The sequence below is a fragment of the Lentzea sp. NBRC 105346 genome, from assembly GCF_030269605.1.
GTDB lineage: Bacteria > Actinomycetota > Actinomycetes > Mycobacteriales > Pseudonocardiaceae > Lentzea.
In genome coordinates this window covers 35,651-61,721 of the sequence record NZ_BSTQ01000010.1, presented here as the reverse complement: position 1 = coordinate 61,721, position 26,071 = coordinate 35,651, and the positions used below count along the sequence as shown (strand labels likewise).

The 26,071-nt window shown below is 68.7% G+C and carries 1 protein-coding gene (only partly in view); it reads left to right on the top strand.

The window, feature by feature from the left end; all coding sequences use genetic code 11:
- On the top strand, positions 1-26,071 hold the 3' portion of the coding sequence (locus tag QSK35_RS21655; RefSeq protein WP_285749005.1) for a diguanylate cyclase domain-containing protein. 7,124 nt of this gene lie to the left of the window's left edge; the window shows 26,071 of its 33,195 coding nt (coding positions 7,125-33,195); its start codon lies beyond the left edge, outside the window; the stop codon is at positions 26,069-26,071.

Below are 26,071 nucleotides of genomic sequence, written 5' to 3'. Positions count from 1 at the left end.
GACCACCCAGCCTGGGAACAACGTCGGCTCCTTCGACCTCGACCCGGACGGCGGCCTGGGCACGGCGGCCGAGCTCTCGATCGACAAGGCCGCGCAGCAGGCCGTTGCCAAGGCGATCGCCGCGAACGTCAACAACGGCACGAAGCCGACGCTGACCATCAACTTCGCCGACACCGACACCGACTTCGACAACGCGGACGCCGCGGACGCCGCGGCCGACCTCGCCGCCGACCGCGTCCAGCACCACATCGACCTCGTCCAGGCCGACCTCGATCCCGCCGAGCGCATCACCCTCGACGACATCGACATCGTCACGCAGGCCGGCTCCGACGTCGCCGAAGGTCACATCACGCTCGACCTGGCCGCCGATCCCGCGCCGGTCGTCACGCAGCAGGTGACCTCGTTCGAGTTCCTCCCCGGCGACAACAAACTCTCCAGGGAACAGATCACTGCGCTGGTGCCCATCGGGACGTCGATCGCCAAGCAGCTGGTGCTCAACTTCCGGGCGAAGCTGCCAAGGCCCGTCCTGGCGATCTCCATCACCCCCGAAGCCTCCGACATCGACACCGGGCGGGGCAACACGGCGCAAGGCCTGTTGAAGGCCATCATCGACCGTCAGCTCCAGCTGTTGCAGAACAACGTGCCCATCCCGCTGCAGCTGCGGGTCGACCCCGCGGTCGCCGTCATCGTCGACTTCAACGGAACCGGCACCCCAGGCCAGACCGACATCACCCTGAGCAAGACCGAGCTCCCCGCGACGGTCATGCCTGTGGCCATGGACCCCTCGGAGAAGGCGGCGGCCATCTTCGCGGGCCCCACGCCCGAGGCCACTCTCACCCTCGAAGCCGACACCGACCCGATCGACATCGAGTCGAACGTCGACTCTCTCGACGAGCTGGGCACCAACCTCGCCGACACCGCGGCCGGCCGCGCCGACACCGGCTACCTGCCCCCGACGGTCACGATCAACGTCCCCGACGCCGACGCGCGGGAACGGGCCGCATCCGTTGTCGCACACCTCGAGGACATCCTCAGCGGCTCGCTCGGCGACGACGTGCCCGCCCCGCCGATCTCCGTCGTCGTCAAGCCCGGCCTCGACGCGAACACCGTCACCATCGACGTCGACTACACCCTCAAGCGGCCGGGGGACCACACCGCCCCGATCGACACCGGAAGGCCCGACGGCACCGTCCCCGACGTACAGCGCGACCTCGGTCGCCAGCCCAGCAACCCGCCGGTCGACAGCGGTCCGCTGCCGTCGGACACCTGGACCGGTCCCAACCGCAGCGGGGTCCCGGCCGGAACGCCGGCACCCGCCCCCGCTCCCGCCGACCCGGCCACCCTGGACACGACCCCCGACCAGATCCTCGCCGACGAGCACTGGCGCCACGCCCCGAACAACCCCAACGCCCCCGGCTACCGTCCCGCGCCGTGGTTCGCCCCTGCCCCCAACCCCGTCGACATCAAGTCCATCGCGGCCCAGCTGAAGAACCACCCGGCCGTCACCATCTCGTCCGAGACGACCATCCCCCAGACGAACTCCAACATCGCCCCGCGACCCGGCCGGCCCGCCGCCATCGGCCTCACCTCCACCGGCAGCGACATCGGCTTCGACCACCAGCGGATCAAGATCGGCGACAACAGGTTCGCCGACGTGCTGACCGTCAAGCAGCACATGCCCAAACCGGACTTCCTCAGCGACACCGACTACACGGCCCTCAAGAACAAGGCCATCGCCGCGGTCGACACCTACTTCAACCAGGGCAACCGCCTGCCCAACGGCAACCAGCTCCACGTCGTGCTCGAGTTCGTCGACAACGCCGCCGACGCCCACCACGAAACCGTCAACCTGCTACCGCCCGGCGGCCGCGCCAACACGCAGAACATCCCCGTCGACGACGCCAACACGACCCCGGTCACCCTCGCGCACGAACTCGTCGGCCACCCCATCGGCCTGTTCGACGAGTACCTCGAGAACAGCTCCAGCGAAGTCCCGGTCTTCAGCAAGCCGCTGCCCCTCACGACCCCGAAGAACAACATGGGCGCGAACTCGCCCATCGGCCGGATCGTGTTCGACCAGGGCATCATGGCCGAGTTCATGAACACCCAGGGCGCCGCACTCGCGCCCCGCAACGCCTGGCAGCTCAACCACATCCTCATCGGGCTGTCCAACAACCCGCCGGTCATCGACCTGGCCGACCTGCAGCCCACCCCCGCGAAGGACACCACCACAACCGACAAGTCCGGCAAGCGCGACCACAGCCCAGGCCCCAGCGACGTCAGCAAACGCCGTCGCAGCGCCCGGTTCATCACCCCCAGCAACACGGCGCCGTCCACGCTCGTGAACCTGCCGGAGAACACCGACAAGGCCGGCGAGGTTCAGTTCGACGAAGGCTCGGCCGAGCTGACCGAGGCCCAGCTCGACGACATCGACACCGTCGCGACCGACATCGTCTCGAAGGCCGTCGGCGCATTCGGCGGTGGTGTGCAGAACAAGCCCACCATCGTCATCGAAGGCCGCGGCCCCAACGCGAACGCACAAGCCGACGCGGTCACCGACGCGCTCAAAGCCAAGATCAGCGACCTGCTGGACGACCTCGGCGCAGACCTCACCGCCGACCAGGTCGCCGACTTCGACACGACCGTCACCATCGGCGGTACGCCTGGGCTGACCGAGATCGGCGTGCTCAACCCGGACGCCACCGCCGCCCCGAACCTCTCGATCACGCTGGATCCGGGCGAGACCGACCTGAACCCGCTGCAGCTCGACGAGTTGGACGACTTCGTCACCGACGTCACCAGCAAGGGCGCCGACGCAAAGTTCCAGGGTCTGCCCAAGCCGGTCGTCACGGTCGTCGCGCACGGCACAGACGCCGACGCCCAGGTGCGCGCCGACAACGCGGCGAACGAGCTCAAGGGCCTGATCGCCGACATCGTCGGTGCCGACAACACCGGCATCGTCGACATCCAGGCCACCACCAAGCCCGGCACTCCCGGTCAGATCGACTTCACGCTCGCCGACCCCAACGCGGTCGAGTCGGACGCGTCGTCCGAAGCGGACATCGTGTTCACGCCACCGCAGCTCAAGGACACCATCACGTTCCAGCCCGGCGACACCGCGCTGCCGCCGACCGCCGCCAAGCAGATCAACACCGTGCTCAACGACCTGTCGACGAAGCTCTTCGACACGGGCATCGACACGGACGTGCCGAACACGATCATCGTCGCCACCAACGGCGGCAACGCGGACCCGGCCGTCGCAAAGGCGCAGAACGACGCCGTCAAGTCACTGCTCACGGCGAAGCTGGCCACGAAGCTCACCAAGCTCCAGGACATGCACCACATCCCGGCCAACCGGCGGTTCGACCCGGCGGCGACGGCCGACGTGGTGGCGACGATCCGGCCGGACGGCACCCCCGGCACCACCGAGATCCTGTTCCAGGCCGCGCCCGCCACGACCACGCCCGCCCCGTTCGTGCCGCAGACCGCGCCGAAGCCGGAGCAGACGCTGAAGTTCGACCACGGCCAGCAGGGACTCACGGCGAAGCAGAAGTCCACACTGGACAAACTGGCCAAGGACCTGGCCGACACCGCGATCACGCGGAACCAGCGGGGCAACCTGCCGCCGACGATCGACATCACCGGGTTTTCGCCGCAGAACGCGGCCAACGCCGCCGCGATCAAGGCGCACCTCGACGCCGCCATCGACGCCAGGATCACCGACCCGGATGTCGCGAAACCCGTTGTCACCGTGGGCTCCCCGAACACGGACGCGGGCGTCGGGGCCGACGTCATGGTGGACTGGGATCTCAAACGGGACCCCGCGTTCACCCGGCCCGACCCCGGGATGGTGCCGTTGCAGAGCACCACGCCGCCACCGAACCCGGTGAAGGCCGATTCGGACGCGATCCTCAACGACGAGTCCTACCGCCACAGCCCGAAGACCATCGACGAGGTCGACTGGGCGACGCACCCGAACCCGGTGTCCCCGGCGGACATCGACGCCGTCCGCAACAAGGTCGCGCCGACCGTCCACCTCGGCGACTACGCGACGTTGATGAACAAGAGCGCCATCCCCAGCAGGCCGGGACAGCTGGACGTCAAGGTCGGAAAGAAGACCTTCAAGTACGCCATCAAGCCGCTGCTGGTGAACGGCAGGCCGCAGCTCGACTTCTCGCGGCAGGAAGGCTTCATCGGCTACGAGGCCCGGCGCTTCCGGTTCCCCAACGGCACGACCGTCCAGGACCACAACGTCAAGCTGTTCATCTCCAACGAGGGCGACTTCGACGCCGGCCAGGTCGCGACCTTCAAGGACAACGCCAAGAACGGTGTCGGCAACCTGTTCAACAAGGGGTTCGCGCTCCCGTCCGGCGACCAGCTCAACGTCAACGTCGAGTTCACCACCGACATCAACGCCGCGACCGGCGTGATCAGCATCACCGACAGCGGCAAGCGCGCCAACGAGCTCGAAATCCCGATCGACGCCTCGCCCACGGTGTTCGCGCACGAGATCGGCGGCCACTTCAACGGGCTGGAGGACCAGTACAAGGGGCCGGTCGTCTTCCAGGACAAGGCCAAGCCCAAGACCGTCCAGAACTACCGGGTCGAGCTGGACCCGGACGGCAACCCGGTGCTCGACACCAACGGCAAGCCGGTGCTCGTCCCGGACGGCACGACCAAGGTCGGCACCGGGCGGCTGGCCAACCCCGGCGACCCCGGCATCATGACCAAAGATGGCTTCTACAGCGGCAACCCGCAGGTCATGCCCCGCGACCTGTGGAACATCGAGAAGCGAGGGCCCGGCACGTTCGCGTTGCCGGTGCACGACGTCGCGGTGCCGAACTTCCCGGACATCGGTGAAGACGTCGTCTTCGCCGACGCGATCAACGACCTGCTGACGTCGAACGACCCGGACGCGATCGCTCGCGCCCGCGACTACCAGGCCGAGTGGGCGCCCCTGATCGAGGCGTACTCCGCGGTGGTCGCGGATCCGGGCGCGGGCAGCGTCGTCGACATCTACCAGCAGCTCAACGACGTGCTGACCAAAGTCGCGCAGGACCCGGCGCTCGACCTCGAGGTCGACACCGAACCCGCGTACCGCAGGCCACCTCACATCCATGGCGACGGCGCGAACCCCGTCAACATGCCGACCCCGGATCCCGCCCTCACGATCACGTTCGACGCGAACGAGATCGAGCTCGACGGGGACCAGCTGGAAGGCGTCGACGCTCTCGTCTCGAACCTCACGCCAACGGCGCTGGGCAACAACACAGCGGGTCTGCCCAAGCCCGTCGTCACCGTGATCGCACACGGCGCCGATGTCGACGCCGACCTGGCCAGGTTGCGAGCGGAGAACGCCGCACTCGACCTGAACAACGCGCTGTCGGACGTCTTCGGCCTCAACCCCGAGAACTTCGTGGACGTCACCTTCTCGGTCGTCGACGGCACGCCCGGCCAGGTCGACTTCGTGGTGGAGAGCCCGGCCGCCGGCGACGTCGAGAGTCCCGCGCGGAACACGCCCGAGCTCAAGGGCACCGTCGAGTTCCGTCCCGGTGCGACCAAGCCGCCGAGGTCGTCGCTCAACACGATCAACGCGGCGCTGGACGACCTGTCGGCCACCCTGCTCGACACGGGTCTCGACGGCAGGACTCCGCCGACCGTCCTCATCGTCACCAACGGCGGGAACACGAACAGCCCCGAGATCGCGGCGGCTCAGAACAACTCGATCAAGGCGTTGTTCACCAAGCAGCTCGTCGGCAAGCTGAACAAGCTGCAGGACGTGCACAACGTCCCGGCGGAGCTGCGGTTCGACCCCAGGACCACCGTCAAGGTGGTGGCCAGCGTCAGCCCCGGCGGCAACGCGAACTCCACCGACATCTTCTTCCAGCCCGACAACGCACCGGCGACCACGCCCGCGCCGTTCGTGCCGCAGGCCGCGCCGAACCCGGAGCAGACGCTCACGTTCACACCGGGACAGATCGGACTCACGCCGCAGCAACAGTCCAAACTGGACGAGCTCGCGACCGACCTGGCCGACACCGCGATCACCAGGAGCAGGCAGGGCAACCTGCCACCCACGATCGACATCACCGGGTTCTCACCGCTCAACACCGCCAACGCCGACGCGATCAAGGCTCACCTCGACGGCGCGATCTCGGCCAAGATCGCGGACGACGGTGTGGCGAAACCCGTTGTCACGGTTGGTTCCCCGGCCATCGACGCGGGCGCCGGCGCCGACGTGCGGGTGGACTGGGACCTCAGGCCGGACCCCGCCTTCACCCGTCCCGAGTACGGGATGGTGCCGCTGCAGAGCACCACCCCGCCGCCGAACGCCGTCAACGCGAACTCCGACGCGATCCTCAACGACGAGTCCTACCGGCACAGCCCGAAGACCGTGGCCGAGGTCGACTGGGCCACTCACCCGAACCCCGTGCCGTCGGTGGAGATCGACGCCGTCCGCGACAAGGTCACGCCGACCATCCACCTCGGTGACTACTCGAACGTGCACCACGAAACGAACATCGCGACCAGGCCGGGCAACCTCGAGATCACGGTCGGGGAGAAGACGTTCAAGTACGCCACCCAGCCGTTGCTGGTCAACGGCAGGCCGAAGCTCGACCTCGTACCGGTCGAGGCCTTCATCGGGTACGAGGCGCGTCGCCTGCAGTTCCCGAACGGCACGATCGTGCAGGACCACAACTTCAAGCTGTTCATCCCCAACGAGGGTGACTTCACCACTGACGAGGTCGCGAAGTTCAAGGCCAACGCCAAGGCCGGTCTGAGCGACTTCTACAACAAGGGTCTTGCACTGCCGTCGGGCGACCAGCTCAACGTGAACGTCGAGTTCACCACCGACGTGAACGCGGCCACCGGCGTGCTCTCCATCGCGGACAGCACCGCGCGCCCGAACCAGCTGAACATCCCGGTCGACGCCAAGCCGAAGGTGTTCGCGCACGAGATCGGCGGCCACTTCTCCGGCCTTGTCGACGAGTACGCCGACGACGCGGTGTTCATGGACCGGCCGGACGGCATCGAGGTCCAGCACTACCAGCCCGAGCTGGACAAGCAGGGCAACCCCGTCCTCGACGCCGACGGCAAGCCGGTGCTCGTGCCGGACGGCACGTCGACCGTGGGCAAGGGGCAGCTCGCCCAGCCGGGCGACAAGGGCATCATGACCAGCTACCCCTACTACAGCGACAACCCGCAGGTGATGGTGCGTGACCTGTGGACCATCGAGAAGCGCGGCCCCGGCACGTTCGCGCTGCCGGTCCACGACGTCGCGGCGCTCGCCCCGGACGCCACCACCGCACCAGAACCCGCCTACCGCAGGCCACCTCACATCCCGGCCGACGGCGCGAAACTCTTCAACGCGCCGGAGCCGTCGATGAGCGTCACCATCGACCCACCGCTCGCGGGCACCCGCGCCATCCCGTCCGACGCGTTGACCACGCCGGTGGGCAACGACCGGCACGCGGTCGACTTCCCCAAAGGCGGCAAGGATCTCTCGTCCGCGCAGAAGGCGAAACTACAGCCGGTCGCGGCGAAGATCGCCCAGGACGCGATCAAGCGCAACAACGCCGGACTGCCCGGCCCGATCGTCACCGTCGACGGCTTCGGCAATGGCGCCAAGACCGCGGTGGCCACCGGCCAGGCGCGCGCGGACGCGACCGCCGCCGCACTCGGCGAGGCCATCGCCGCCGAGCTGAGCGCGATTCAGGGGCCGGACGGTCCGGTCAAGCTGGACGACATCGCGATCTTCCCGCAGTCGAAGGGACAGGACCTCGGCGACGGCCCACTGCCGCAGGGTCTGTCCAAGAGCGCGGCACGCAGGCAGGCCGTCGTCACGTTCACCGCGCTCGCCGAGCTGCCGAACGTCGCGACGGGCGTCGGCATCGAGGCGGAGCTGGCCGCGATGTATCCGGACGTCTTCGCGTCCAAGCCTTACGCCCCGTCCGTGTCCACCGGCGTCTCTTCCAAGTGGACATTGGAGGATGAGGGCGCGCGTAACGCGCTGGTGGCGGCTGAGACCAAGACGCTCGCGAGCGAGCTCGGCATGAACGACGCCGAGTTCGCCGAATGGGACGGGCTGCTCGGTGAGGCGTCCGCGCAGGGCGATGTCGAGCTGGTCGACTCGCTGCTCGACCAGCGCCAGGACCGCTTCGGTGAGCTGGCCGGCCCGAACCCGTCGCCGGAGATCGACGCCAGGCTGGAGAACCTCAAGGAGCTCTCGGAGAAGACCCGCGGCGCGACGCGGCTGGCGAAGACCGCCCAGAACCTGGCAACCGTCCAGACCGAGCTCAAGACGGCGCTGGAGGAACGTGCGAAGACGGCCGCGCAGCTGCACGAGCGCGCGTTCACCGACGCGCTCACGAACCTGCCGAACGAGGGCGCGCTCAACGCCGATCTGAAGGCGGCCGTGGACGCGGCTCGGGGCGGTGGCGAGCCGGTGACGCTGGCCTTCCTCGACCTCGACGGGTTCAAGGCCGTCAACGACACCTACGGCCACGAGGCCGGCGACGAGGTGCTCACCGAGGTCGGCAAGCGGCTGAACGACGTGTCGCAGGGACAGCCGTACCGTCCGCACGGCGACGAGTTCGTCCTGCTGTGGAAGGGAATGACGCCCGAGGCCGTCAAGACGGCAGTACAGAACGTCATCACCGCGGTGAACGAGCCGATCACCGTGCACGACCTGAACGGCAACGAGGTACAGGTCAACGTCGGCACCAGCGCGGGCATCGCGCCGTACGACGGCGGTGAGGTCAGCGATCTCGTCGCACACGCCGACGAGGCGATGTACGAGGCGAAGAAGGCGGGCAAGAACACCTTCCGCGAGTTCGACGGGGCCACCGCCGGCACTTCGGTCACGGTCAAACCCCCGTCCGTCGTCTCCGTGACGCCGGCGACCACGACCAACCCGCCGTCGATCGTGCCGGGCATCACCGTGCCGAAACACAGCGACCTCGTCACGAACGCCAAGCTCGCCGACGCGCAGTCGCTCGGCATGACCGCGACCGAGTGGAACGACCTCAACACGCGGATCGACACGGCCGTCCAGAACGGCGACATCGACGCCGCCGCCGGGGCGATCAAGGAACGCGACCGCCGGTTCGTGGCGCTGGCCAAGCAGAACGGGATGAGCCCGGAAGTGCGGGCCAAGCTCGACGGCCTCCGCCTGTTCAGCGCGAACTCACTGCTCAGCGTGAAGCTCGCCGACCTCGACGCTCAGGTGCAGGCCCTGGAGATCAGCAAGATCGAGCTCCAGTCCACGTTGGACACCCTGGCCACCACGATCGACGACCTGAACGAGCAGGTCTACACCGACCCGCTGACCGGCATCGCGAACGACGCCGCGTTCAAGTCCGACCTCGCCAACGCGGCGTTCGACTCGCGCACCCACCGCCGACGCCTCTCGTCGAGCTTCTTCGACCTCGACGGGTTCAAGGCCGTCAACGACACCTACGGCCACGCGGCGGGCGACAGCGTGCTCAAGGAGGTCGGCAGGCGGCTCAGCGCCACCGCGGACGGCATCGGTGGAAAGGCCTACCGCAACCACGGCGACGAGTTCAGCGCGCTCTTCAAGGGCAAGACCGAGGCCGAGGTCGAGGCGAGCGTCCAGGACATGGTCGACTCGCTGAAGAACCCGATCACGGTGCTGGACCAGAACAACAGCCCGATCCAGGTCAACGTCGGCGCGAGCGCGGGTGTCGCGCACTTCGACGGTCAGCAGGTCGAGAGCTTCACCAAGCAGGCCGACGAGGCCATGTACGGCGCGAAGAACGCGGGCAAGGGCACCGTCAAGGTCTTCGACGGCACGGGGAAGCCGTTGCGCGGCCCGCGCAGGCAGTTCACCGGCACGGCCGGCTTCCGGTTCGGCGACTCCGCGGTCACGGAATCCTCCGCACCGAAGTCGCGCGACGTACCGGACAACAACTTCCGGCCACCGAACGCGCCGCTCGCTCCAGCCCCAGGCACCGATACCGGCGGCATGCCGCAGGGGCTGAAGAGCCTCAACGACGGCCCGTGGGCGCCCGCCGAGGCACCCAAGATCGCCACCCTCCCGCCGAAGCAGTCCGTGACGGTCACCCTCGACCCCGCGTCCGGTAACACGAGCACGGTCACCGAGACGACGATTCGGTTCGGCGACGACTACGTCACGTTGTCCCCCGAGCAGGACGCGGCCTTCGGCCAGGTGGTGGCCGACCTGGCGGCGCTCGGCCACGAGAACCTCCTGGCGGGCAAGGGCAAGCCGACGGTCACCCTGACCGTGCACGGCGCCGGCGCGAACCCCGCGTTGTCGAACCTCCAGCCGGGCCTGCTGGTCGACGAGATCGCCGCCCGCCTCGCCACGCAGCTTCCGTCCGATGTGGACGTAACTTCGCTCGTCGACGTCGAGCTGGTGAAGGAACAGGACGGCACGCCGGGCAGCGTCACGCTCAAGACGACCGACGCCGTCCCGGTGCCGCCGACCGCGCTCCCGCTGACCACCGTCGAGTTCGCGCCGGACGCGACCGTTCCCACCCCCGCGGCGGCGCGGAAGCTCGGTCAGGTCACGGGCAGCGTGGCCGAGATCCTGCTCGGGCACCACTTCGACGGCGGGCCCAAGCCGGACCTGCACGTCGTGTCGAACGGCGCGGACCCCGACGCACGCAACGCGGGAGTCAGGGACCTCGTGCTCCAGCAGCTCGACGGGCACCTGACGAAGCTGCAGGACCAGCACAACATCCCGGAGCCGATCCGGGTCGGCGCCGATGCGGTCGTCACGGTCGTCCCGTCCACCCGCGCGGGCGGCACGCCCGGCGTGACGGACGTCCTGCTGGACCCGGAGACCGGCCCAGCCGCGTCGCCGCCGCGGTCGACCCAGTGGGAGCCGAAGCCCGAGCTGACGATGACGTTCACGCCCGGCGACGCGCTCACGAAGACCCAGAAGGCGGACCTGAACAAACTGGCCGCGGACCTGGCCAGCACGTCGGCCAAGCGCGCGCGGCAGGGCTACCTGCCCCCGCAGGTCCTGGTCGGCGGGTTCACCCCGGAGGTCCAGGCCAACGCGACCGCCGCGGTCAACTACCTGAACCTGCGCATCGACTTCCACCTGCAGAAGGCGGGCGTCACGCTGACGCCCGCCACCCGCCCGGAGCTGGAGGTCGTCCCGGCGAGGCCGGACGGGCGAGCGGGCGCGGTCGTCGCCGTGAACTGGGAGCTGGAGCGCGTCGCCGGCTACCAGGCGCCCACCGACACGCGCGTCCAGCAGCCGATCCACCCGGTCATCACGGCGGACGGGCCGCAGGCCCCGCACCCGGTGCTGGACAACGAGAGCTGGCGCAACAGCCCCAAGGGTCTCGACGATCCCGAGGCGAACTGGGCGAAGCACCAGAACCCCGTGCCCGCCGCGAAGATCGACGCCGCGCGGGCGCTCGTGCCGGCGACCAAGTTCTCCGGTGAGTACGCCAGCATCCACGACAACGCCACCATCAGCAGCCTGCCCGCCAACAACAAGATCGTCATCGGCGAGCAGGTCTACTCGATCGACAAGCGGCCGCTGCTGGTGGACGGCCGGCCGAACCTCGAGGTCGAGGCGAAGACGCGGGGCCGGATCGGCTACGAGATCCGGCGCATGGACTTCGGCGGCACGATCGTGCAGGACCGCACGTTCAAGCTCTTCATCAACAACGCGGGCGACTACACCGCGGACCAGCTGAAGACGTTCAAGGACAACGCGAAGGCCGGTATCACCGGATACTGGAACAAGAACTACGCGCTGCCCACCGGCGACCAGCTCAACTACAACGTCGAGTTCACGACCGACCCCGAGGCCGCGACCGGGAAGATCACCATCACCCCGTCCGGCGGCCGGGCCGACCAGATCAACATCCCGATCGACGCCGAGCCGGTGGTGTTCGCGCACGAGATCGGTGGCCACTCCTCGGGCCTGGACGACCAGTACTCCGAGAAGGGGGAGCAGGCCCCGCGGATCTTCCAGCACTCCGACGGCAAGGTCGTCCAGCACTACGACCTCGACGAGAACGGCAAGCCCGTCAAGGCGGAGACCGAGATCGTCGGCACCGGCCGGGTGGCGCCGGAGGGCGACCCCGGCATCATGACCGACGCCGCGCTCGACCCGGACGTCGCCACGGTCATGCCGCGCGACCTGTGGAACCTGGAGAAGACCGGCCCGAACCCCAACGCCATCAGGGCGTTCAAGGTCGCACGCACCCCGTCGCCGTTGCCCGCGTTGTCCCCGGAGTTCCTGAACAACCCGGTCGACGGCAAGAGCAGGAAGACGTGGCAGGCCTACATCGACCAGGCGAACACCCAGCTGGCGAGCAACCCGCCCGTGAACGCCAACCCGATCACCGCGGCCGCCTCGGTCGCGACCGTGCTCGCCGTCGCGAACGGTGAGCCCAGCATGATCGAGGCCGTGGCGAGCGCCGACCCCGGCTTGCGCCGCCACCAGACCGCGTTCGCCAACGGCCTGAAGCTGCTGCCGGTGCAGCCGAACCAGGTCACCGCCCCGGTCCGGCTCACCGCCGGCCAGCTCGGCAACCTCACGCCCGGCGCGAACCTCGGCAAGCTGCCGCTCGGCGTGCTCGGATCGGACACCGGCATCACGCCGCTGGACACGGACAACGCCGTGCTCGTCGTCGACGGGTTCGAGGCACGCGCCCTGCCGAACGGTCTGTCCATTCTGGACCCTAACGCGACCTACAAGGTGCTCGGCGTGCAACCGGGTCCGGACGGCAGGCCGCAGGTCCACGTCACGGACGTGCGCAACGACCCGTTCACGACCGATGACGCGGCGAGCCTGGTCGAGCAGTGGCAGAACGCGGACACCGACCAGTCCCTTGTGGACTATCTGGCCGACGCGGGTGTCCGGTTCGACCCGTTCGACCCGGACGCCTACCCGCAGGCGGTCGTCGACCTGACCCGCGAAGGGTTCGGCGCGCTCGACGGACCGCGAGCGGTGAAGCTGGCCGAGACCGAGAAGGCGACCGGTGTCCCGGCGTTCGTGGTGGACCAGCTGACCGCCGAGCCGGAGGTCACCCCGGAGCCGGACGTCGAGACCACGCCGGAGCTCCGCACGCCCGAGGACTGGGAGATCGAGCAGTTCGCGGACTTCATCGACCGCCCGCGCCCCGAGGTCGACGCGATCATCGAGGCGCTGGGCAACGGCGCCACCGACACGGACATCACCGCGGAGTTCGGCACCGCGCCGCACACGCTGACGGAGTTCCGGGACTGGCTCACCGAGTCCGACTCCGCGCCGGAGATGCCGCGCAAGCGCGAGAAGGGCAAGGGCAAGGCCGGCCTGCTGGATGTCACGATGAACCAGGACCTCCTCGCGAAGATCGAGAACGTCGCCAGGGCCTGGAGCCCGAACAACTTCGATCCGAAGACCCCGTCGGCGAACACGCTCAAGCAGGCCCTCATCGACGCGGGCGTCACGATCCCGAAAACGCTGAACGCGAAGAAGTCGCCGGAGCTCATCTCCGTGCTGACCTACCAGTTCGACCTGCTGCCCAAGACGTACAACCCGCGGGCCGAGCGGAACTACACCCAGTACCAGGCCGCGGACGCCATGGGCTGGACGGTGCAGACCCTGCGGAAGCTGGCGATCCGCACCGACACCAAGGAACCGAGCCTCCAGCAGGTGGAGAACGCGATCGCGGACTTCACCTACGACGGCACCACGACCATGAAGCAGCACCTGGTCGACAAGGGGATCTCGCTGTCGCGGTCCGGCGACACCACCACGATCATGTACCCGGCCGTGCGGTCCGTGCTGCAGGCCAAGGCCGTCGAGCTCAATGCCACCATGTCCTTGGGGGACATGGCGCAGCGGATCGGCGGCACGGTCAGTGACATGTCGAAGCTGGTGAACGCCGGGCTGGCCGAAGCGAAGCTGATGGAGTCGATCTACCCCGACCTGCTGGTCGCCACGACCCACTTCACCTGGGACGGCAAGACCACCCTGCGCAAGTTCCTCACCGAGCAGGTCTCCGACAAGGCCGACACGTCGACGCCGGCGTTCGAGACCGTGATGAACCGGGTGATCCGCGAGGAAGCCATCCGGATGTCCGGGAAGATCAACCCGGTCACCAAGGACTTCTACTCGACCAAGGTGATGTCCGAGGTTCTCGGTGCCGCAAGGGAGTCCATCGACCGCTGGGTCACCAGCGCCACACTGCGCCCGGACGCCCCGGTCGGCAGCGACAAGTTCATCGTGTCCGAGGACGCCATCGTCCGCCGCAACCCGGTCACCGGCGTTCCCGAGCGGCTCAACCTGCTCACCGACACCAACGGCGAGGGCGTGCTCAACGCGCTCATCGAGTCCGCGGCGCACAGCCCGTTCTTCGGCACCAACAACAACATCGCCGCGCTCGCGGGCATGACGCCGGCCCAGGTGCGCACCGTGCTGCAGCAGGGGTTCACCGAGCTCGCCCTGCGGAACGACCAGACGCTGCTCGGCATTCTCGCGGCGAACAACATGACCACGACCGACGTGGACCAGCTGCTGCTGACCGACGGCCAGTGGGACTGGAACGCGTTGTCGCCCGACCTGGTCCCGTTGCTGGTCTCGCACAAGTTCGGGGTCCAGCTGACGCTGGTCGGCGCCGACGGTGTCGCCGTGGGCGTCGGCGACCCGAACGCGAACGAGCTGGTGGTGCTGCGTGACCTCACCCCGGAGGAGGAGCACTTCAGCGGCACCGCGCCCACCACGGCGCCGCCGTTGCCTGCCACCCCGAACGACAACCCCATGCCCGTCGAGCCCAAGCCGGTCGTCCCGGCCTCGGACAAGCCGGTCCGCAACGAGAAGGGCCCGCGGATCGAACTCGACGACATCGACGCGGGCGACCTGGAGATGGCGCCGCCGCTCGACCCGAAGCTGTGGACGAACAAGGGCCACTACACCGCGGTCGAGCGGGCGAACTTCACCGAGGAGATGAAGCAGCTCAAGCCGGTCGGGGAGGGCGAGCACAAGCGGCACATCATCGCGAGCCACACCTCGGTCGACGCGTTGAACTCCTGGCTCGGCCATCACTACCCGAACCCCGGTCCCCAGCGCACCCACATGATCGCGATGCTGCAGGGCTGGGAACACCTGCTGCACAACAACCCCAACAACATCTGGGTCGGCCCCGGCGTCGGCAACATCGTCGCGGGCGGCATCGCCAAGAGCGTCGCCGCGGCCCAGCAGCAGCTCGGCGAAGGCGGCACCTCGGCCGACGCGATGCAGCTCATCGACGAGTCCATCGACCAGAGCAAGTCGTTCTTCCGGCCGGGCAGGCAGAAGCAGACCCTGGCTCCGGTGCTGGGCATCCTCGGTGAAGGCGAGCTGTCCGAGAACCTCGACAACATCAAGGCCAGCGCCGACTTCGACTTCCCCGGCAGCGTCGACGCCAAGCACTTCAAGCCGTGGTTCGACGCCTACAAGAAGTTCGGCGAGATCCTCGACCACCCGGAGCGCTTCACCAAGACAGATCTCCGCACCTTCCTGGAGAACGTGCGGTCGCTGCCCGAACCGGACCCGGAGTACACCCCGCAGTACGCCACCAACACCGACGCGCACACCGACATCGACGCGTTCACGGAGTACACCGAGGCCACCGAGATCACGCTGGCGCCGCAGAACATCGTCGAGGGCTGGACCCGCAGTGGTACCAGCCGGCCCGAGGTGGAGCTGCGTCCGGGTGTCAAGGACTTCGCCCTGCAGAACGGCGAGACGGTCGAGGACGCCGCCGCCATCTCGATCGCGATCGAGAAGGGCCTCACCGACGCCGAGGCGGCGGTGGCGGCCAAGCACTCCAAGGCCACGGTGGAGCTGTACCGCGCGCGGTTCTACCCGGAGACCACCGGCGTGCTGTCGGTCACCCCGCAACCGCTCGGGCTGGTCGGTTCGGTGCAGATCGTCCCGACCACCGGCGGACCGGAGATCGGCGTACTGACGGGCAGCATCACCGAGCAGGCCGTCGACGTCATCGTGAACCCGGCCGACCGCAGCCTGTTCGGCTTCAGCGGCACCAGCGGCGCCATCCTGGCGGGCGCGGGCGTCGACCTGATCAACAACCTGACCGCGATCAAGGAACCACGCCAGGGCAAGCCGTTCCCGCCCGCGCACGCGATCAGCACCAAGGCCGGTGCGCTGAGCACGGGCGCGATCGTGCACGCGATCACCCCGGACAGCCAGGCCGTCGGCGAGGGCGACCCGCAGCTGCTGGCCGACACCTACGCCAACGCGCTGAAGGAAGCCGACAAGCTCGGCGCGAACAGCGTCGCCCTGCCGTTGCTGGGCGAGGGCCGGTGGAACAACTCCTCGTCGGTGCAGGCGGCGTTCCTCGCGTTGCGCGACATCAGGCCCGAGCTCGTCAACGTGCGGCAGATCGTGTTCGTGCACCCCGACCCCGCGGTCGCGGCGCAGATCCACTCGACGCTGCAAGCCGCGTCCGGCACCGTGCAGCTGGCCCCGCCCGCGCCGACTCCGCCGGTGCTGACCCCGGACGCCGTGGTCGGCCAGGACGCCTGGAACGGCTACCTCGGCCACGCCGACACGTTGCTGGCGAACAACCCCGGCCTGATGAAGAAGGGCGAGTCGGTCGCCGTCGCGCGCGCTCAGCTGGCAGCGGTGCTCGCCGTGCTGAACGACGCGAACATGCAGGGCGCCGCGTCGCAGAGCGAGCTGACGTCGTTGCACGCGCTCGTCAACGCGGGCCTGAGCCGCCTCGAGCCCTACAGCGGCCCGGCGACCGCGGCGCTCAGCATTCCGGACTCCGACGTGGAAATGCTGATCGACCGGGCGAACAACCAGCAGACCGTGTCCATCCCGGCGGGCACCGTGCTGCACACCCAGCCGCCGGGCACCGACGGCAAGAACGTGATCCTCCAGGTCCCGGTGACCGGCAGCTCGCTGGCCGCGCTGCCGGGTGCGGCGCCCGACGCCGTGATGGGGCCGGTCGGCGCCAAGTACGGCATCCAGGTCAAGAACACGACGGCCACCGGCGTCGAGTTCACGCTGACCGACCCCAACCAGCAGGCACCCAACCAGCAGCTCGAGCCGTTGTCCGCCGAGTTCCTGCGGAACAGGGTCACGGGTGCGGGCCGCCAGACGTGGCAGTCGTACCTGACCCAGGCCGACGGGTACCTGCAGATCCATCCGGCGCCGATGAACGTCATGCCGAGCACCGCCACGAGCAACCTGGCGACCGTCCTCGCGGTCGCCCACGGCGAAGCCGCGATGATCGACCTGGTCGGCGACCCGAACGAGCGGTTCGGCGCGGAGCTCGAGAACGGCCTGAACCTGTTGCCGCCGCAGCAGGGACCGTTGCAGGCCAGCGCCCAGCTGCCGCAGACCTTCGTCGACGGGCTCGACACCGGCGTGCTCACCGGCCTGCCGATGGACCTGATCGCCGATCCGGGACAGTCGCCCACGCTCATGGGCGACAACGTCCTGTTCACCATCCAGTCGGTCAACGCCCGCTCGCTCAGCGGCCTGATCAACGGTTCGCCGACGGTACTCGACCCCGGCGCCCAGTACCGCGTGCTCGGTTCACAGGTCGACGAGAACGGCGTCCGCCACGTCCACGTCGCCGACGTGCGCACGCTGCCGTCCAGCCAGTCGATGACCGGCGGCCTGATCACGAAGTGGGTGGGGCAGGGCGCCCCGAAGCCGACATTGGTCTCGTTCCTCAACAAGACCGGTCACCAGATCGACCCGCACAGCCCGGCCACCTACCCGCTGCAGGTGCCGCTGGCGGTGGTCTCGCACTTCAACAGCCTGACGTCCGACCACAACGCCAACATCATCGCGACGGCCGACGCGACCGGCTTCCCGGCGAGCACCGTCGCCGACTGGGTGCAGGACTTCCTCGTCGACGACGACCTCGACGACAACGCCGACAACACCGCGGGACCGTCGTACTCGTTCGAGGACGTGATCCCGCCGCTGGAGCGGATGAACCTCGACTCACCGCCCCAGATGCCCAAGTTCAAGAACCCCTTCAAGCGCAAGGCGACCGCCGCACCGCAGATCGACAAGACGGACATCAGCGGCCCGTCGCAGCCTCGCCCCTACGGCCGGCCGGAGAACACGTTCCTGCCCGCGCCGGACGGTGTCGGCGGCCTGGAGGCCGAGATCCGGCAGGACAACCCCGGCCTGCTGGCGACCCCGGAGACCAAGGGCAAGTTCACCCCGCGCAGGCAGTTCACCGGCTCGCCCGGATTCACCTTCGGCGGTCCGTCGGTGAACGTCGAGACGGCCACTGTGGACAGTGGGTCGTCGAACCCGAGCTCGGTGGAGAGCAGGCACCGCACCGAGGCTGCGCTGTCGTTCGAGCCCGGCACGACCGGGCTCACCAAGGAGCAGCGGGCCGACCTCGACAAGCTCGCCAAGACGCTGGTCGACGCCTCGGCGCGGCGCGACAGCCTGGGCTACAACCCGATCGAGGTGTCGTTCACCGGCTTCACCTCCGACGTGCGGCCCCAGGCCGAGGCCGCGCTCGCCTACCTCGACCAGCGCATGGACCACTACAGCGGTGTTGACGGCGGTATCGACGGGGGCCGGCGCGGATCGGTGAAGCCGACCGTCACGCTCGAACCCGGCACCGTGCGGCACAAGCGCAACCAGTCGACGGTCAGCATCAAGATCGACTGGAGTCTTCAGCCGCGCAAGGCGTCCCTGGTGCCGAGCCTGCCGCCGACCGCTGAGAACTCGAAGATCGCGACCTCGGCGACGCCGATCACCTCGCCCGCGCCCCGGCCGGGTAACGCCGTGCTCGACGACCTGAGCTGGAAGAACAACCCGGTCGGCTTCGACGACCCGTCGGCGCGGTGGGCGACGCCCGCCACCGTGGTGCCGCAGAGCGAGATCGACGCGGTCCGGGCGAAGGTGCCGTTCGTCCGCTACACCACCGAGACCGGTGGCCTCACCGACACCAGCGAGATCGTGAAACGGCCCGGTCACCGGCCGAAACTGTCGCTGTCGGCGTGGCGCAGCCCGATCGCGTTCGAGCTGCGGATGATGAAGTTCGGCGATGTCGTCGTGCAGGACCGCACGTTCCGGATCTTCATCGACAACGAGGCCGACTTCTCGCCGGGCCAGGTCGAGACGTTCAAGAACAACGCGATGGCCGGGGTCGCCGGGATCTTCAACGTGGGCAAGGCGCTGCCCGGTGGCGCGCAGTTCAGCCAGAACGTCGAGTTCACCACGAACCCGAAGGAGGCGACCGGACGCATCAGCATCACCCAGCCCGGCACGCGCCCGAACCAGCTCAACATCCCGATCGACGCGCAGCCGCAGGTGTTCGCGCACGAGATCGGCGGCCACTTCACCGGCCTGGACGACGCCTACTTCGAGGGCGGCGAGGCGAACCCGAGCGTCTTCCAGCACCGCAGGGGCAGCGCCGTCACGTTCCTCGACGGCACCACGGAGGTCGTCGGCGCCGGCCGGGTGACCGACGGCAAGGGCGTCATGGGCAAGCAGGCCACCGCCGCGAACGTCCAGCTGCTGCCCAAGGACCTGTGGCTGGCCGAGAAGCGCGGCCCGGACACGTCCCAGATCACGCCGACCGACGTCGCCACGCTGCCGGAGAACGTCGACCAGGCCTCGCTGGGTGACGCCGAGTCGCTGTTCGACGCCGAGACCGGTGTCAAGCTGCCCAACGCGCCCGTGGACGCCCCGTTCGGGTTCCAGAGCCTCGTCAACAACCCGGAGTGGATGACCGAGGCGAACAAGTTCGAGAACCAGTTGCGCGACCACCTCTTCAAGGCGCCGGAGGTGCGCGCGTCGGTCAAGAGCGCGCTGACCAAGCTCTACGACGTGCTGTCCAAGCGTTACCCGGACGACCCACAGAAGGTGCTCGCGGCGTTCGGCAACGTCAACATCACCAGCGCCGGCCAGATCGGTGTGCTGACCTCGCCCGCCCTCTTCCGGCAGATGGTCGGTCAGGCCAACCTGCGCGTGCAGATGACCGCGCTGTACAACGCGTTGTACTTCAACGACGGCGACATCTCGCTCGGGAAGGTCGTCCAGGACTACACGAGCGGTGCACTGTCCACAAAGGAGGCCAAGGCGCTCGGCCTCGACACGAAGGCGCTGGACGAGCACAAGGAGTTCATGAACGGCTCGACCCGCTGGTGGGCCGAGACCGCGCTGAACAAGCTGTACCCGGAGAAGGCGTACCTGTTCTCCAACGACCCGTTCGCGCTGGGCAACCTGGCGACGCAGGGCGGTGACGCGATCGAGATCGCCGCCAGCCAGGCGGCCAGGTTCTCCCGGCCCGACGTCGAACGCAAGTCCGGCCCGTTCACGACCACGCCGATCGAGCTGCACCGCGACGGCAGGGGGCTCGACGTCATCGAGCAGCAGTTCCTGTCCTCGACACTGGAGCTGACCGGCCTGGTGCAGCAGGACGCCGACCCGGCCACGGTGACGTTCGACGAGAACGGCAGGCCGACCGTCCCCGGTGACAACGTGCTGGAGGTCGTCGCCTACGACGCGGACGGCAACCAGATCCATCAGCTGTTCACTGTGGACGGCGAGCTCAAGGGCGCCGAGGTGACCACGCCGGACGGTGAGCGGGTCGGCAAGCCACTCAGCGCGCCACCCGCCATCGTGAAGGCCGAGAAGTTCACGACGGGACAGGCGTTCGTCAACGACAGCTCACCCGGCCTGCCCGGCCCGCAGCTGCCCCCGGCGTACCTCGACGTCGAGAACGCGCTGACCAAGATCGACTTCGACCCCGCGGACATCGAGTTCGATCCCGAGACCGGCCTGCCGAAGCCGCCGGAGGCCGACCCGAACCTGCTCGAGCTGCACGTCTTCGACGTCAACGGGAACAGGCTGAAGAACGTCATCTTCGACGCCGAGGGCAACCCGGTCCAGGCCGTGATCGAGCCGACCGACATCGGGTTCGACGACGACTCGGTCTACTCCGACGACGGCCTCGAGACGGTGGACATCGAGGACGTCATGCCGTTGTCGAAGGCGTACTCGCTCACCACGAGGGACGGGCGGATCGAGAACGTCCGCGCGACAGACCTGCCCCGCTCCGGCCCGGACCAGCCCGCGCACGAGGGTCCCGAGCTGCCGCTGCCATGGCAGTCCGGCAAGGCGATCTTCGGGCTCGACGAGACCTCGGCGTGGCACAAGAAGCACACCGGTCAGGGCATGCCGCTGATCGCCGGTGTGTCCGGCACGACGACCCGCATGATGACCGGCTTCAAGTGGCTGAACGTCAAAGGTGTCAACGAGATCGACTTCCTCAAGGCCAACATGGCCTGGATGCTCGGCGACGACCACTCGCTCTACGAGATCATCCGCGGCGCGGAGATGGCCGGGATGGCCAACGCGAAGACGGGCGAGAAGATCTCGCTGACGAGCGCGCCGGAGATGTACCAGAGCCTCACCGAGCTCGACCCGCAGCTGATGATGGAGCTGCGCGGCAACGACGTCCTCCCGCCGCACGAGGCCATGTACCTCAGCGGCGGCACCGTGCACCCGACGCGGGCCGAGGCGAACGACGCGGCCAGGACGCTGATGGACCTCGTGTACATCGAGTCCGGCGAGGACGCCCGCACCGCGGGCCAGGACCAGCGGCTCGGCGAGCTCAAGGACTGGTTGCGCCGCAACAAGATGACGGCCTCCGACGTGCTCGGCCGGCTCGGCCAGGCGCACTTCGCCGCGTTGCAGGTCTACACCGGGCCGAACATGCACGACCTGATGAACATGTCGCTGCAGACGCAGTCACTGCCCGCGATCGCCGCGATCCCCGCCATGTTCGGCAAGCTCAGGGAAAAGCTCGACGCGATGATCCTGGCGCCGGAGGGGGAGCGGTTCGAGCTCTTCGCCAAGCACCCTGAGCTCGTGGCGAACATGAACGAGGTCCGGGTCTTCGACACGGAGTGGGAGCGGACGAACAAACGCGTCCAGGACCTCGAGCAGATGCGGCGCGACTTCGACGACGAGCTGAACACCCCCGGCTACCAGCCGCCCCAGGAGCGGCTCGACCAGATCGAGGCGGGACAGCGGCGCATCGACAACGAGCTGGCGAGGCTGATGCCGCAGCTGGAGCTGTTCGACACGGCGCGCACCGACCTGCGGCAGCAGACCTACGCCCTGCTCGCCGAGCTCAGCCCGCAGATGATCGCCGAGGTCAGGCTGCACACCGACATGATGACCGAGGCGCTCTCGAAGCTGCCGAAGCTCAGCGGCGTGAAGATCTACCGCGGTGACTGGAAGCTCGGTCAGCTCGGCGGCGACACCACGTTGTACGACAAGCTCACCGGTCCCGGCACGTTCAAGGAGAAGTTCGGCAAGCTGTCGCTCAAGGACATCGGCCCGCTGATGTCGAAGTTCTCCATGACCTACGGCGGGTCGCGGATCAAGTTCGGCGACTTCGCGAGCGCCAGCCTCAAAGAGTCGGTCGCGATGAACTTCGTGAACCAGAACACCGGCGGTGACTACTCGCATCCCGTGCTCGTCGAGATCGAGCTCAACGGCGGCAACGCGGTCGAGATCGGCCCGCTGTCGGCGATGCCGTTCGAGCAGGAGGTCGTCTTCCTCGACGGCGGCGCGGCCGACATCGTCTCGTCCGGCGAGACCGTCACCACCGCAAAGGGCACCACCTACGAGGTGATCAAGGGCGTCGAGCCCAAGCCGGCGGTCGAGCCCAAGCCGATCCCCACGATCACGCCGCTGGACGACGTCGACGCGAACTCGGACATCGACGTCGACAAGCTGCTCGCGATCGACCCGGAATCCGACGTCGAGAGCAGCGAGGACGACGCGGAGCTGCCGTCGATCACCGAGGAGCTCGCCAAGCAGCCCAAGCCGGACTTCGCCAAGCCGACCTCGTCACTGTCCGAGGCGTTCGCCAAGATCAACCAGAACGGCAAGGGCCCGTGGGCTCCGCGCGAGGCCGACAAGATCGCCTTCCTGCCGCACAAGGAAGCGGTGACCATCACCCTTGACCCGGCCGGCGAGGTCGACCAGCTGACCAACGGCACGAAGCCGGCCAACGCGGGGCCGGCCCGTCAGGTCACGGCGATCGACATCGACACGATCGAGCCGACACCCCTCGACTCGTTCACCCTCACGCCCGGCACAACGAGCCTCTCGCCCGGCGAGACCGCCCGGTTCGACCAGCTGGCCCACCAGATCGCCAAGAAGGCGTTGCTGGCCTTCAACAAGGCCAGCACCAAGCTCGTCATGGGGATCGAGGTCGTCGAGGACGGCGTCACCGATCCGGACGCCCAGATCCAGGCCGTGACCGAGCTCGTCCACGAGCGGGTCGGCGACCACCTGAAGGACCTGCAGCGCAACACCGCGCCCGCGGCCCAGACCACGGTGGACGAGGTGCTCGAGATCATGGGCGCCGCGGAGACGGAAGGCGCTCCCGGCACGGTCAACCTGGTGCTGTTCGAGCTTCCGCCGGAAGGCGACCCGCTCGCCGCGGACCCGGTCACCGACAAGGAGGCCAGGGTCTGGTCCGGTGCCGGTCACGAGGCCACCATCGGCCTCGGCACCGCCGAGCTCTCCGCGGAGGACCGGCGGCGATTCGACGAACTGGCAACGGATCTGGCGGACACGATCCGTACGCGCACCGACCAGGCGACGCGGATGCCGGTCGTGACGTTCAGCGGTTTCGCCCCGGCCGTGGCGGACCGCGTTGGCGAGCTGGCCGACCGGCTCAGGACCAGGATCGGCGACCGCAACGGGTTCGACGTCCAGCCCGAGATCCGCGTTCTCCCAGGCGGGGCCGGCGCCCCCGCCGGCGTCCACATCGACGTCGACTGGGACACCAGGACCGCCGAGCAGATCGGCGTCGTACCGGACGCCGATGCCGGCTACGTCCAGCAGCCGTGGACCGGACGCGACGACAACCCGCGCCCGCCGCTCAACGCGGCCGACTTCGACGAGGCAGTCGGCTACACCGCTGACGGCGTCGACCGGCCGAGGAACACGCGGCCCGGCGACGACATTCTCAACGACGAGTCGTGGCGGCACGCCTCGACGGACCCCACCGCCCCCACCTACAAGCAGGCCGACTGGTTCCAGGCCGAAAACCCGGCCGACCTCACGCCGTTCGAGGACCTGATCGAGCTGGCCCCGTTCCGGCTGATGGAGTCCGAGGCCGTCGAGTTCGACACCGCGAGCTTCCTCGCCGAACGTCAGGACGCCCCGAACCAGGTCTATGTCCAGCCCTACGTCAGCGATGTGAAGTTCGAGCACCGCGTGATCAAGGTGCCGACCGGGCAGACGGTCGACGTGATCACGGTCAAGCACTACGCCCCCAAGCCGGGAATCATGACGGAGGCTCAGCATCGGGACATGCTGCAGAAGGCGAAGGACGCGGCACACGAGTTCTACAACGGATACCGGCTGCCGGACGGCAACCAGCTCCACGTGCAGCTCAAGTTCGTCGGCAGCGCGGCCGAGGCGCACCACCCGCAGGTCAACTTCGTGCGCCCGACGCCGGGTCTGCGGCCTGACACGACCACCATGCCGACGAACGCGACCGACGGCGTGCTGGCACACGAGCTCGTCGGTCATGAGATCGGTCTCGTCGACGAGTACTTCGACCCCGAGGGCGTGTTCACCCAGTACCCGCCGCTGACCACGCCCGCCAACGACTACGGCCGCAAGGCCGGGTCGGGCCGGGGCGTCAAGGACGACGGCGTGATGGGGCAGCAGATGTACGGCCCGAACGCGAAGTTCACGCCGCGCAACGCCTGGCTGCTCAAGAAGACCCTGATCGCGCTGGGCGGTGACGCCACGCCGGTCACCGACCTGACGCTGTTGACCAACCAGGGCCCGCGGCACCCGGAGATCGCCGAGGACAAGCTGTTCTCGGCGATGATGGACAAGCTCGCCGCCCTCGGCACCCCGGCCGCCGCCCGTGCCCGCGCCAGGTACCTGCTCGAGTGGCAGCCGCTGATCGACACCTATGCGCAGCTCAGCGACCCGGATCAACCGTCCGGCGGACCGAAGTCCATCGCCAACTACGAGGCGCTTTCCGCGTTGCTGACGAAGGCGAACAACGACCCGCTGCTGGCCGTGGCCGACGCCCTCGACACCGACAGCGACAATTCGAGCGACAACGAGATCCGGCCCCGTGGCATCGATCCCTCGGTCCTCGCGGCTGTGTCCACTCAGGACATGGGTCCGGAGGTCCGGTTCCGTGAGGTGCTGCCGGGCGAGGGTGAAGCCGCGTCGTACTACGCCTCGTTCAGTCAGGAGGACCTCGACGAGCTCGCGCGGGAGTACGTCGACCACCCCAAGCAGTCGACGATTCCACCGGGCGACAACCAGATCCGCCACCGCGGCATCCCGCAGGGCGTCGTCTCGACGTTCACCCCGCAGACCGGTCCGTCCGTCCCGTACCCGCCGACCGGCGGCGAGGCCGACTCCTACTACGACGGCTCGATCGAAGCCGCCGAACAACAGCTCCTGCAGACCGTCACCACGGGCGACACGTCGCCGCTCGCGACCCCGGCCGGCCTGGCCCAGTACCGGTCCGCGCTGTACGCGATGCCCGTCCACACCGGCCAGGCGCACGTCTCGTTCGCCCTGCCCCAGGCGGTCGCGGGCGGACTGGTCGAGCTTCCGCCGGGCACCCTCGCCCACCCGGCGCCCCGCCCGACCGGCGACGTGGTGGTCGTGCACGGCTTCAACGCCCGCGCGTTCAACGGCCACGTCCTGCTCGAACCCGGTGCCCGGTACCGGGTGCAGAACGTCCACATCGGACCGGGCGGCCGCCGCATCGTGCACGTCAGCGACGTCCGCACCGACTCCGCCGCCCAGCAGTCGGTCGGCACCCGGATCAACACCTGGCTGCGTGGCAACACCGGCCAGCGCCTCCTCGAGTTCCTCCGCGTCGACCCCCGCGCCGAGGCCACCTACCCACCCGTTCTGCGCAACCTCACCCTCAACCACCTCGCCAACGCGACCGGCACCACCCTCGCCGAACGCGTCCACGCCACGGCCGCGACCATCGGCGTCCCGCACGGCACGATCCACCGGTGGGCCTCCGAGCAACGCCGCGAGCTCCGCCGCCGCCAACAAGCCCGAAAGCACCGCTGA